The sequence below is a fragment of the Bacillus sp. H1a genome (genome assembly GCF_000633475.1).
Classification (GTDB): domain Bacteria; phylum Bacillota; class Bacilli; order Bacillales; family Bacillaceae_G; genus Bacillus_A; species Bacillus_A paramycoides.
In genome coordinates this window covers 93,007-106,019 of record NZ_AYMH01000003.1, presented here as the reverse complement: position 1 = coordinate 106,019, position 13,013 = coordinate 93,007, and the positions used below count along the sequence as shown (strand labels likewise).

Here is a 13,013-nt window from a genome sequence, read left to right as displayed (position 1 = left end):
GGTGTTTTGATACGTTGAGAAATATTCTGGAATGCAAATCCCTTCTTGCACAAAGAAGGGTTTTTTACATAATAAACAGAAGCAAGTTGAAAGGATGAAAGTATATGCCGAAACCAGTAATAGCGATAGTAGGCCGCCCGAACGTAGGGAAATCTACTATTTTTAATAGAATTGTTGGAGAAAGAGTTTCAATCGTAGAAGATATTCCAGGTGTAACACGAGACCGTATTTATAGTGCGGGAGAATGGTTAAATCATGAATTTAACATTATTGATACAGGTGGAATTGATATTGGAGACGAGCCGTTCTTGACACAAATTCGTCAACAAGCGGAAGTAGCGATTGATGAAGCAGATGTTATCATTTTTATGACAAATGGTCGCGATGGTGTAACTGCAGCTGATGAAGAAGTTGCTAAAATTTTATATCGTTCAAACAAACCTGTTGTACTTGCGGTAAATAAGGTTGATAATCCAGAAATGCGTAGTGATATTTATGATTTTTATGCATTAGGATTTGGCGAGCCATTCCCAATTTCAGGTACGCACGGTTTAGGACTAGGTGATTTGTTAGATGAGGCTGCGAATCATTTTCCAAAGATTGAAGAAGAAGCGTATGACGATGAAACAATCCGTTTCTCTTTAATTGGACGTCCAAACGTAGGGAAATCATCACTTGTAAATGCACTTCTTGGTCAAGAACGTGTAATTGTAAGTAATGTAGCGGGAACGACACGTGATGCTGTCGATACACCATATAGTAAAGATGGTCAAGATTATGTAATCATCGATACAGCTGGTATGCGTAAAAAAGGAAAAGTATACGAAAGTACAGAAAAGTATAGTGTACTTCGTGCGCTTAGAGCGATTGAACGTTCTGACGTTGTCTTAGTCGTTTTAGACGGAGAAGAAGGAATTATTGAGCAAGATAAAAAAATCGCTGGATATGCTCATGATTCAGGACGAGCTGTTATTATCGTCGTAAACAAATGGGATGCAGTTAAGAAAGATGAGAAAACAATGAAAGCATTTGAAGAAAACATCCGTGCTCATTTCCAATTTTTAGATTATGCGCCGATTGTATTCTTATCTGCGAAAACGAAAAAACGTACACAAACATTATTACCGGTTATTAATGAAGTAAATGAAAGCCATAGTATCCGTGTACAAACGAATGTATTAAATGATGTAATTATGGATGCGGTAGCGATGAATCCAACGCCGACTCATAATGGTAGCCGCCTAAAAATCTTCTATGCGACACAGGTTGCGGTAAAACCACCAACATTTGTTGTGTTTGTAAACGATACAGAATTAATGCACTTTTCATATGAGCGCTTCTTAAAGAATCGTTTACGTGAAGCGTTCGGTTTTGTAGGAACGCCGATTCACATTATCGCTAGAGCAAGAGACTAATGGAGAGGATGTGATTTTATGACAAAAATCACAGTAATTGGAGCAGGTAGCTGGGGAACAGCGTTAGCGATGGTATTAGCTGACAATGGGCATGATGTACGTATTTGGGGAAACCGTTCTGAACTCATGGATGAAATTAATACAAAGCATGAGAACAGTAGATATCTTCCAGGGATTACATTGCCAAGCACAATCGTAGCCTACTCTTCTTTAGAAGAAGCATTAGTAGATGTAAACACAGTACTGCTAGTAGTACCGACGAAAGCGTACCGAGACGTATTGCAAGAGATGAAAGAAATTGTTACAGAACCAATTACTTGGATTCATGCAAGTAAAGGAATCGAACCAGGCACGTCAAAACGTATTTCGGAAATGATTGAGGAAGAAATTCCAGAGAACTTGATCAAAGATGTTGTTGTACTGTCTGGACCGAGCCATGCTGAAGAGGTAGGTTTACGTCAAGCGACAACTGTCACGTCCGCAGCTAAACGTATGGAAGCGGCTGAGGGAGTACAGGATTTGTTTATGAATAGCTATTTCCGTGTATATACAAATCCAGATATCGTTGGAGTTGAACTTGGTGGTGCTTTAAAAAATATTATTGCACTAGCTGCCGGAATAACTGACGGACTTGGATTAGGTGATAATGCGAAAGCGGCATTAATGACACGTGGTTTAACGGAAATTGCTCGTTTAGGAAGAAAGATGGGCGGAAATCCACTTACATTTGCTGGCTTAACTGGTATGGGTGACTTAATTGTAACTTGTACAAGTGTGCATAGCCGAAATTGGCGTGCAGGAAATATGCTTGGAAAAGGACACTCTTTAGAAGAAGTGTTAGAAAGCATGGGTATGGTTGTTGAAGGTGTACGAACAACGAAAGCTGCTCATGAGCTGGCAGAGAAAATGGAAGTTGAAATGCCGATTACAGCGGCTTTATATGACGTGTTGTTCAATGAGAATAATGTAAAATATGCAGTAGGCTCATTGATGGGACGTGTTCGAAAACATGAAGTTGAAGCGATACCTGATTTGTTATAAAAAAAGCGGTAGAAGTACATTTCGTACTTCTATCGCTTTTTTATTTTTTATGGGTCTTTTCACCAATTTTTCATTTTTGCATAGGATGAAGAGTAACTTGAGGAGAGGGTGAAAAGAATGGATAACAACATTTTTAGTAACATTGAAAAAGAAGCGAAAGTGAACAAAGAAGATATTTTTAAATTAGCGTCGTCTGTTCAAAATGCGAACTTACGTGATGAGAAAGTGCTTCGCCAATTGATTCATCAAGTTGCTCTAATGGCAGGACGTGAAGTGCCAAAAGAGCAAGAGGATCAAATTGTAAAAGCAATCATTAACAATAATATGCCAGCGGATTTTAGCTCGTTAAGTAAAATGTTTAAAAAGTAAAATATGAGAAACAAAGAGTTTAGAGAATGCATATGATAGTCATGAAAGAATGGGAATAGAGCTGTTAAGGGCATATTTGGTCAACCGGAGCACGAAATAACGTGCTTCGGTTTTATTATTTTATATAAATTTTGTTAATTCACGGTAAAATGATAATTTCTATTTGTTTAAAGATTTTAATTTGTTAAAATAGTATAAAAATAGTTAAAAAGCAAAGGGGTGTATATATGTCGGAAGGGCTTATAAAAATGTGGTTTGCTTTAGGTTCAATTGGATTTATGTTTCTTGCGGTAATTTTTATTTTATTAAGTAGGCATAAAATGAAGAATAAATTTTTGAAAGGGATTACAGCGTTAGTAGCGTACACCCTCATGATTGTATCTGGAATTGTTATTTTTCTTGTTGTATTTAGTGGTCCTATTGAGCAATAGAGGATGTGTAGTTGATAAATGTTACAAAAGAAACAGTCCATACTAGCATGAAAAGGTGATTGTCAGTGAAAAAAATCTATATTATTTTAATATTTTGTTGCATAAGCATTTTAACAGGGTGTATGTATCCGAGAGAAAATATGAAACAAAATGCTATTCCTTATGAAGATCAGTTACAAGTTGTACAAAAAGCCATTACTACATATAGGGAGCAAACTGATGGTTTATTACCAATTAAGACACGTGATATGAGTACACCGATTTATCAGAAGTATCCAATTGACTTTCAAAAAATTGCTCCTCGATACATACAAGAGGCACCAGGGAATGCATATGAAAGTGGTGGCGTATATCAATATGTATTAATAGATGTTGAAACAAATCCAACAGTAAAGTTAATTGATGTTAGGATGGCGGAACAAATTCAAGAAGTGACATTAAAGCTTAAGATGTATCGTGATGAACATCAATATCCACCTTTTAAAAAAGTAATTACAGATGGTGTTTATGAATTGGATTTCAAAAAACTAGGATATAAAGATGTACCGCAAGTGAAAAGTCCATATTCTGGAAAGGGACTCCCTCTTGTAATCAATGAAAAAGGTGAAGTGTTTGTTGATTATAGAATTGATTTATATGAAGCGTTGAAAAAAAATGAAGGGCAATTTAAGGAGGGAGAAGATATTCGGAATATACTATCGAAAGATTCCCCATTTGTTCCTGCATATTCTTTACCGTATACAGTAAAGGACGGAGAACCAATTTTTTTTAAATCATAAGTCATGAACCTTTCTTTTAGCGAATAAGTTCTAGAAGAAAGGTTTTTTATGTTATACAACTTGCGATGCAAACAAAAGGTATTTTTTAAATAGTCATATGAAATTGGACAAAATTATATGATATATTGTCCGGATTTCTAGAATACCATTATATTATATCAGATATTATAGGCAACGTTAGAGAAGGTATTAGTTGACTATAAATGTGGAATTATTCCCAAAAATTTCGAGGGAGGGAATCACTTGGAAAAGGTAGACATTTTTAAAGATATTGCGGAACGCACAGGCGGTGATATTTATTTTGGAGTTGTAGGAGCTGTTCGAACAGGGAAATCAACATTTATTAAAAAATTTATGGAACTTGTTGTTATTCCAAATATTGAAAATGAGTCAGACCGTCAAAGAGCGCAGGATGAACTGCCTCAAAGTGCTGCTGGTCGTACAATTATGACGACGGAACCGAAGTTTGTTCCAAACCAAGCGGTTTCTATCGAAGTAGATGAAGGTCTTGAAGTGAATATTCGATTAGTAGATTGTGTTGGATATACAGTTCCAGGAGCAAAAGGCTATGAGGATGAGAACGGCCCGCGCATGATTAATACTCCTTGGTATGAAGAGCCTATTCCATTCCATGAAGCTGCAGAAATTGGAACGCGTAAAGTAATTCAAGAGCACTCAACAATTGGTGTAGTTATTACAACAGATGGAACGATTGGTGAAATTCCAAGGAGAGATTATATAGAGGCAGAAGAACGCGTTGTAAATGAGTTAAAAGAAGTAGGAAAGCCTTTCATTATGATTATCAACACTGTGCAGCCATACCATCCAGATACAGAGCAGTTACGCCAAAGTTTATCTGAAGAATATGATATCCCAGTAATTGCAATGAGTGTTGAGAGTTTAAGAGAAACAGATGTGTATAATGTACTTCGAGAAGCACTATTTGAGTTCCCGGTTTTAGAAGTGAATGTAAACCTTCCAAGCTGGGTAATGGTGCTAAATGAAGGACATTGGTTACGCCAAAGTTATCAAGAAGCAGTTCAAGAGACTGTGAAGGATATAAAACGTCTTCGTGATGTGGATCGTGTCGTTTGGCAGTTTAGTCAATATGAATTTATTGATCGAGCAAGTTTAGCTGGCATTGATATGGGGCAAGGGGTAGCGGAGATTGATTTATATGCACCAGATGAATTATATGATCAAATTTTAAAAGAAGTAGTAGGAGTGGAGATTCGAGGGAAAGATCATTTATTGAAACTTATGCTCGATTTATCTCATGCGAAAACAGAATATGATCAAGTGGCAGATGCTTTACGTATGGTAAAACAAACAGGATATGGAGTAGCGGCGCCTGCGTTAGCTGATATGAGTTTAGATGAACCGGAAATTATTCGTCACGGTTCAAGATTCGGTGTTAAATTAAAGGCTGTTGCCCCGTCTATTCATATGATTAAAGTGGATGTAGAATCAACATTTGAACCGATTATTGGTACTGAAAAACAAAGTGAAGAACTAGTTCGTTATTTGATGCAGGACTTTGAAGATGATCCGCTATCAATCTGGAATTCTGATATATTTGGGCGCTCTCTCAGCTCCATTGTTAGAGAAGGAATTCAAGCGAAGTTATCTCTAATGCCAGAAAACGCTCGATATAAGTTGAAAGAAACGCTAGAAAGAATTATTAATGAAGGATCTGGTGGATTAATTGCGATTATATTATAAGAAAAAAATCCCTCTAATTGTAGAGGGATTTTCTTTCTTTTTGATTATGTAATAGAAAAATAAACAGTCATTATCTAATACTTTGTTGTAATTTGTCAAGTTTCATCAGATTTTCACATTTTAAGAGTAACAATTTCCTTAAAAATATTGAATTATAAAGGAGAATCGTATAATATAGGCGTTGATAATGATTTATCTACATCTTTGTAGTATAGAATTTGTAAAAATTGCCTACAAATGAAAGTAAGACTCATTTTATGATCATTATACAGTCTTATCTTTGGGAGGAGGTGAATGGCATGAACAAGACAGATTTAATCAATGCTGTTGCAGAAGCAAGTTCCCTTTCTAAAAAGGACGCAACAAAAGCAGTGGACGCTGTTTTTGATTCTATCTTAGAAGCTTTAAAACAAGGTGATAAAGTACAACTAATCGGATTCGGTAACTTCGAAGTTCGTGAGCGTGCGGCTCGTAAAGGTCGTAACCCACAAACAGGTGAGGAGATTGAAATCGCTGCAAGTAAAGTACCTGCATTCAAACCTGGTAAAGCGTTAAAAGATGCGGTTAAATAATCCTTACATATTAACAGGGAAGAAGAGTTTCCTTTTTGGAAACTCTTCTTTTTGCTTTTAAAAACATAAATATGCTAGAATGTGTTCGTATCACTTTTAGGTTTTTCGGGAGGGCTAGCGGATGGCAAAAGTTAATTTAGAGCAAATTGAACATGCAGTACGTCTTATTTTAGAGGCAATCGGAGATGACCCAAATCGTGAAGGAGTACTTGATACACCGAAACGTGTTGCGAAAATGTACGCAGAAGTATTCTCGGGCATGCATGAGGATCCAAAAGAGCATTTACATAAAGTGTTCGGAGAAGATCACGAAGAGCTTGTACTAGTAAAAGATATACCATTTTATTCGATGTGTGAGCATCATCTTGTTCCGTTCTATGGAGTTGCTCACGTTGCATATATTCCGCAAGGTGGAAAAGTAACGGGGCTAAGTAAATTAGCTCGTACTGTAGACACAATTGCACGTCGTCCACAATTACAGGAACGTATTACATCAACAGTAGCGAATTCTATTATGGAAGTATTAGAGCCGCATGGTGTAATGGTAATCGTAGAAGCAGAGCATATGTGCATGACAATGCGTGGTGTGAAAAAACCTGGTGCGAAAACAGTGACAACAGCAGTACGTGGCGTGTTAGAAAAAGATGCAGCAGCACGCAATGAAATTTTATCGTTTATTAAGACGAAGTAAAGAAAAGCGGGAAACTGCTTTTCTTTTTTTTTTATGTAAATAAATGATATAGTTTTAGTATGAAAGAGCAAGAATATAAAGGTTACGTGTTACATCCTCCTTTTCTGAAAATGAATGTTTGTAGTTGTTAGAGAAGAAGATAACTCGTATGAATGAAAGCTGTTACTTAATTCGGTGGCAGTTTGGCAGAAGTAGCCAAGTTTTGATTATAGAAAATAGAATGTATGTGTTATAATAAGTTTTATGAATTAGAAAACAAGGGTGATTTTTTGTGTGTGACATCTACGGAGGGTATGCGGATATTAAAGAGAATTTGATGGAGAAATTACGCCATCCTTATTTTATAAACTATATTGAAGAACCATTTATTGATGAAGAAAAAATAGCGCTGTTATATGGCGCATTAAAAAGCGCAAATTTACATAAAGAACAAATTGATCATTATGTAGTAACGATTATGCTTGTACAAATTGCTCTTGATACACATGAAAAAGTATCAAATAAAGCAAATGAAGAGACGAGTGGTTTCCATAAGCGTCGCCAATTGACAGTTCTTGCGGGTGATTATTATAGTGGTCTATACTATTACTTATTGTCAATGAATTGTGATATTGTCTTAATTCGTGCACTTGCTGAAGGAATTAAGGAGATTAATGAACATAAAATTATGTTATATCAAAAAGCACATGTGACGATTGAAGACATAATGGAAAGTGTAGTAATGATTGAATCTGCACTTTTGCAAAAAACATGTGATCATTTTCATTTATCCAATTGGAAACCATATATAACTTATGCGTTAGGAAAAAATCGTCTTCAAAAAGAGTGTCAATTGTATGCTGATGAACAAAATTCACCTGTTTTTCAAGCAGTTCAAGAAATCTCATTGGATGATGATAAAAATGTAAAAACAGTTATTAATGAATGGCTTATGGAAATGAGAAAGCAGGAAAATAATTTTTTAGAAAATCATACAGAAATTAGTGAGATAATTTCTACGTTAAGAGATAAATCAAGAACATAAGCAATTTTACATTGGAAGAAGGTACGAGCATGCAACAATCAAAAGAAGAAAGAGTACATGACGTATTTGAAAAAATTTCTGATAAATACGATGTGATGAATTCTGTAATTAGTTTTCAAAGGCATAAGGCATGGCGCAAAGAGACAATGCGAATTATGGATGTAAAACCTGGGAGTAAAGCACTCGATGTGTGCTGCGGGACGGCAGATTGGACAATTGCGCTAGCGGGAGCTGTAGGAGAAAATGGAAAGGTTTACGGTTTAGACTTTAGCGAAAATATGCTAGCTGTCGGTAAACAAAAAGTAGAAGCTTTAGAGTTAAAGCAAGTAGAACTTATGCATGGAAATGCAATGGAGCTTCCTTTTGAAGATAATACGTTTGATTATGTAACGATTGGCTTTGGTTTACGTAATGTTCCGGATTACATGCAAGTATTGAAAGAAATGACGCGTGTAGTAAAGCCTGGTGGAAAAGTAATTTGTTTAGAAACATCTCAACCAACAATGATAGGTTTTCGTCAAGGGTATATCTTATACTTTAAATATATCATGCCGTTATTTGGAAAGATGTTTGCAAAAAGTTATAAAGAATATTCATGGCTTCAGGAATCTGCTAGTACTTTCCCAGGAATGAAAGAGCTAGCGAATATGTTTGAAAAAGCTGGGCTGGAACATGTGCAAGTGAAACCATTTACTTTTGGTGTAGCAGCTATGCATTTAGGTTTTAAACCAGAATCAAAATAGAAAAAAGACGTTTTAGGTTAAGGTGAACAATATGAAGTTACAACTTATGTACTCTTTTTTACGATCGGATATTAATGTAATAGAAAAAGAATTGAAGAAGACGGTTGCATCTGAGCAACCGTTAGTAGAAGAAGCTGCATTACAGCTTATCGAAGCTGGTGGGAAGCGAATTCGCCCTGTTTTTGTTTTGCTGGCTGGAAAATTTGGTGATTATAAGCTAGATGCAATTAAGCATGTGGCAGTTGCATTAGAACTTATTCATATGGCTTCTCTTGTTCACGATGATGTTATTGATGCCGCGTTTTTACGACGCGGTAGTGCAACAGTGAATGCGAAATGGGGAGATCGTATTGCAATGTATACAGGAGACTACTTGTTTGCGAAGTCTCTTGAATGTATAACGAACATAGAAATTCCAGAGGCACATCAGGCGCTGTCTCATACAATTTTAGAAGTTTGTAAAGGCGAAATTGAACAAATTAAAGATAAATATAACTATGATCAAAATTTAAGAACGTATTTAAGAAGGATAAAACGAAAAACAGCATTGTTAATTGCCGCAAGTTGTCAGTTGGGAGCGATTGCTGCTGGTGCCAATCGTGATACAGTAAATCGTCTATTTTGGTATGGATATTTTGTTGGTATGTCTTATCAAATTATTGATGATATTTTAGATTTCGTATCGACAGAAGAGAAGCTTGGAAAGCCTGCTGGTGGCGATTTATTGCAAGGGAATATTACATTACCTGCTTTATATGCCATGGAAGATCCGGTGCTTCGTGCGAAAATTACATCTGTGCACGAAAATACAACATCAATTGAGATGAAAGAAATTATTGATGATATTAAAGCGAGCGAAGCTATTGATAAAGCATTTTCGTTTAGTGAACGTTATTTACATAAAGCATTAGAAATAATAAAACCACTCCCGCGTGGGCAGGCAAAGTATGCATTACAAAATGTTGCAAAGTATATTGGAAAACGAAAATTTTAGTGTTTTTTCTAAAAAATAAAATAATCTCTCTATTTCAAAACTATTGCACAATTGTGATAAGGGTGTTAATATGTGTGTGGGGATATACAATTACATACATAATTCAGAAGTGGAGAGATTTTTTATGGAAAAAACATTTCTAATGGTAAAACCAGACGGTGTACAACGTGCCTTCATTGGGGAAATTGTAGCTCGTTTTGAGAAAAAGGGCTTTCAATTGGTTGGTGCAAAATTAATGCAAGTCACTCCGGAAATTGCTGGACAACACTACGGTGAGCATAAAGAAAAACCTTTCTTTGGTGAATTAGTAGACTTTATTACATCTGGACCTGTATTCGCAATGGTATGGCAAGGTGAAGGTGTAGTAGATACAGCTCGCAATATGATGGGTAAAACAAGACCACATGAAGCTGCTCCTGGAACAATTCGTGGAGATTTCGGTGTAACTGTTGCGAAAAACATTATCCACGGTTCTGATTCTTTAGAAAGTGCAGAGCGCGAGATTGCTATTTTCTTTAAGGAAGAAGAATTAGTAGACTACTCAAAATTAATGAATCAATGGATTTACTAATTATTTTAAAATAATTTGTAAACGCTTTAATAACTGTGATAATAGTAAAAAGTGCAAGAAGAATAGGGGTATTCTTCTTGCACTTTTTTTATTTTGATTTGTTACGAAGCTAGAGCTGTTATGATATATTGGTATGTAAAGTAAAAGGTTTACCGTTATGAAAATGATAGAATGATTACAAGTAGGATAAAGCAAGTAGTTGATTTTCTATATAATTTCAATGTTTTCTTATAGAATGATGAAAGGTACAATTGCTACTTTATGTAGCGGGATAAATACATATACGAAAAGAGGAATAACGTATGCGATATATTACAGCTGGTGAATCCCACGGTCCACAACTTACGACAATTGTAGAAGGTGTTCCGGCAGGGTTATCTTTAGTAGCGAATGATATAAATGAAGAATTAGCTAGAAGGCAAAAAGGATACGGACGCGGTAGACGCATGCAAATTGAAAAAGACCAAGTGCAAATCGTAAGCGGCGTTAGGCATGGGAAGTCGATGGGCTCTCCGATTGCGCTCGTTGTTGAAAATCGTGATTTCACCCATTGGACAAAGGTTATGGGTGCAGAACCGTTAACTGAACAAGAAGAGAAAGAAATGAAAAGACAAGTTACGAAGCCGAGACCTGGACATGCTGATTTAAATGGTGCGATTAAATATGGTCATAGAGACATGAGAAATGTATTGGAGCGTTCCTCCGCACGTGAAACGACAGTTCGTGTTGCAGCTGGTGCAGTAGCGAAAAAAATATTAGCAGAGTTAGGAATACAAGTTGCAGGACATGTTGTCGAAATTGGTGGTGTGCAGGCAGAAAATATTACATATAACTCTATTGCGGAATTACAAAGTATTACAGAGGCATCTCCTGTACGTTGTTTAGATGAAGAAGCAGGTAAAAAGATGATGCAAGCAATTGATGATGCAAAGGCAAATGGTGATTCTATCGGTGGCATTGTTGAAGTAGTTGTAGAAGGAATGCCAATTGGGGTAGGTAGCTATGTACATTATGATAGAAAATTAGATGCGAAATTAGCAGCGGCAATTATGAGTATTAATGCTTTTAAAGGTGTTGAAGTTGGAATTGGTTTTGAAGCAGCGCATAGACCTGGAAGTGAAGTGCATGATGAAATTCTTTGGGATGAAGTGCAAGGATACAGAAGAAGAACGAACAATGCGGGTGGATTAGAAGGTGGTATGACAACTGGTATGCCGGTTGTTGTGCGCGGTGTGATGAAACCGATACCGACATTATATAAACCTCTTCAAAGTGTCGATATTGACACGAAAGAATCTTTCACAGCGAGTATTGAGCGCTCAGATAGTTGTGCTGTTCCAGCAGCTAGCGTTGTTGCAGAAGCGGTTGTGGCCTGGGAGTTAGCGACAGCCTTAATTGAACAATTTGGATCAGATCGTATGGATCTTATACGTGAAAATATTGAGAAACATAATGAATATGTGAGGGGATTTTAATGGAGAACATACATATTCAAACGAAGTCAAAAGAATATGATGTACATGTTGGAAAAGAGGCGTTGTCACATATAACAACGCTTATTCAAAATATGAAACCGGCTGTATCTAATATAATGATTATTTCCGATGAAGCTGTTGCATCATTGCATTTAGAGACAGTTGTTGATGCCTTGCAAGTAGAGCAAAAAGTGTTTTCGTTCGTTGTTCCGAGTGGTGAAAAAGAGAAGTCTTTTGAGAACTTTTATGCAGCGCATACGTCTGCTCTTGAAAACAAATTAGATCGAAACTCTTTAATCATTGCACTTGGAGGCGGAATGATAGGAGACTTAGCTGGCTTTGTTGCTGCATCATTCATGCGTGGCATTCGCTTTGTACAAGTTCCGACGACTTTATTAGCTCACGATAGTGCAGTAGGCGGGAAAGTGGCAATTAATCATCCGCTAGGAAAAAATATGATAGGAGCGTTTCATCAGCCAGAAGCGGTTGTATATCATACGCCATTTTTACATTCACTTCCTGAAAAAGAGTGGCGCTCAGGTTATGCAGAAGTGATAAAGCATGCTCTTATTGGTGATGTAGAGTTGTATCATTGGTTAAAAGAAGAAGTGCAGACACTAGCTGACCTTCGTGATGAAAAGTTAATTCACATATTAACGAAGGCGATTCCTGTGAAAGCGAATATTGTGGCGCAAGACGAAACAGAACAAGGTGTACGTGCTCATTTGAATTTTGGGCATACGTTAGGACATGCTCTTGAAAAAGAGTTGGGATATGGAAATATTACTCACGGTGACGGAGTAGCGATTGGAATGTTATTTGCTTTATTTTTAAGTGAGCAAGTGTATAAAGTTGATCTTGCTTATGAAGAAATGAAGCAATGGTTCTTGAAATACGGCTATCCAAAAATGCAAAGCGATTTGAATGTAGAACGTCTCGTTCAATTGATGAAACAAGATAAAAAAGCAAATGGTGGGACAATTCATATGGTGCTTATGCAGGAATACGGGGTAGTGAATGTCGTATCTATTTCAGATAAGACTGTTCATATTGCGTTAGAGGCGTTTCAAAAAGGCATGGCCTAAAAGATTATTGCATAGGTATGAAATGCTTATTTAAAGGTATTCTCGTAATGATGACGGTTATGATAAAAGATTACAGTAAGGAACTATAAACCACATTGTAA

The 13,013-nt window shown here is 36.5% G+C and carries 14 protein-coding genes; all 14 read left to right on the top strand.

What is annotated here, in order from left to right; translation table 11 throughout:
• The first annotated feature begins 104 nt into the window (after positions 1 to 104).
• The 14 genes from engA (at position 105) to aroB (ending at position 12,912) form a co-directional block, all read left to right on the top strand.
• Positions 105 to 1,415, top strand: coding sequence for a ribosome-associated GTPase EngA (engA, locus tag U860_RS0102205; RefSeq protein WP_025147238.1), 1,311 nt, complete (start codon positions 105 to 107; stop codon positions 1,413 to 1,415).
• Between the two features lie 18 nt (positions 1,416 to 1,433).
• Complete coding sequence (locus tag U860_RS0102200; RefSeq protein ID WP_025147237.1) at positions 1,434 to 2,456, top strand: NAD(P)H-dependent glycerol-3-phosphate dehydrogenase; 1,023 nt, start codon at positions 1,434 to 1,436, stop codon at positions 2,454 to 2,456.
• Between the two features lie 117 nt (positions 2,457 to 2,573).
• Complete coding sequence (locus tag U860_RS0102195) at positions 2,574 to 2,825, top strand: stage VI sporulation protein F (protein WP_002171154.1); 252 nt, start codon at positions 2,574 to 2,576, stop codon at positions 2,823 to 2,825.
• A gap of 227 nt (positions 2,826 to 3,052) precedes the next feature.
• Positions 3,053 to 3,256: a DUF2768 domain-containing protein gene (locus U860_RS0102190; RefSeq protein WP_025147236.1), complete on the top strand. Its 204-nt coding sequence runs from the start codon at positions 3,053 to 3,055 to the stop codon at positions 3,254 to 3,256.
• 65 nt (positions 3,257 to 3,321) lie between these two features.
• On the top strand, positions 3,322 to 4,035 hold the full coding sequence (locus tag U860_RS0102185; RefSeq protein WP_025147235.1) for a hypothetical protein: 714 nt from the start codon (positions 3,322 to 3,324) through the stop codon (positions 4,033 to 4,035).
• 243 nt (positions 4,036 to 4,278) lie between these two features.
• Positions 4,279 to 5,757, top strand: a complete 1,479-nt coding sequence (gene spoIVA / locus U860_RS0102180; RefSeq protein WP_000416521.1) for a stage IV sporulation protein A — start codon at positions 4,279 to 4,281, stop codon at positions 5,755 to 5,757.
• Between the two features lie 299 nt (positions 5,758 to 6,056).
• Positions 6,057 to 6,329 (top strand): HU family DNA-binding protein, encoded by a 273-nt coding sequence (locus tag U860_RS0102175; RefSeq protein ID WP_001043860.1) that lies wholly within the window; start codon positions 6,057 to 6,059, stop codon positions 6,327 to 6,329.
• A 121-nt stretch (positions 6,330 to 6,450) separates the two neighbouring features.
• A complete protein-coding gene (gene folE, locus U860_RS0102170) occupies positions 6,451 to 7,020 on the top strand; it encodes a GTP cyclohydrolase I FolE (RefSeq protein WP_002171157.1) in 570 nt (189 codons plus the stop codon).
• A gap of 271 nt (positions 7,021 to 7,291) precedes the next feature.
• Complete coding sequence (locus tag U860_RS0102165) at positions 7,292 to 8,044, top strand: heptaprenyl diphosphate synthase component 1 (RefSeq protein ID WP_025147234.1); 753 nt, start codon at positions 7,292 to 7,294, stop codon at positions 8,042 to 8,044.
• 29 nt (positions 8,045 to 8,073) lie between these two features.
• Positions 8,074 to 8,787 (top strand): 2-heptaprenyl-1,4-naphthoquinone methyltransferase, encoded by a 714-nt coding sequence (gene menG, locus U860_RS0102160; RefSeq protein ID WP_025147233.1) that lies wholly within the window; start codon positions 8,074 to 8,076, stop codon positions 8,785 to 8,787.
• A 31-nt stretch (positions 8,788 to 8,818) separates the two neighbouring features.
• Positions 8,819 to 9,781, top strand: coding sequence for a heptaprenyl diphosphate synthase component II (gene hepT, locus U860_RS0102155; protein ID WP_025147232.1), 963 nt, complete (start codon positions 8,819 to 8,821; stop codon positions 9,779 to 9,781).
• A 124-nt stretch (positions 9,782 to 9,905) separates the two neighbouring features.
• On the top strand, positions 9,906 to 10,352 hold the full coding sequence (gene ndk, locus U860_RS0102150; protein ID WP_025147231.1) for a nucleoside-diphosphate kinase: 447 nt from the start codon (positions 9,906 to 9,908) through the stop codon (positions 10,350 to 10,352).
• A 302-nt stretch (positions 10,353 to 10,654) separates the two neighbouring features.
• Entirely contained in the window at positions 10,655 to 11,827 is a 1,173-nt protein-coding gene (gene aroC, locus U860_RS0102145; protein WP_025147230.1) for a chorismate synthase, read from the top strand.
• Positions 11,827 to 12,912, top strand: a complete 1,086-nt coding sequence (aroB, locus tag U860_RS0102140) for a 3-dehydroquinate synthase (RefSeq protein WP_025147229.1) — start codon at positions 11,827 to 11,829, stop codon at positions 12,910 to 12,912. The genes aroC and aroB overlap by 1 nt, the downstream gene beginning before the upstream one ends.
• Positions 12,913 to 13,013 lie beyond the last annotated feature (101 nt).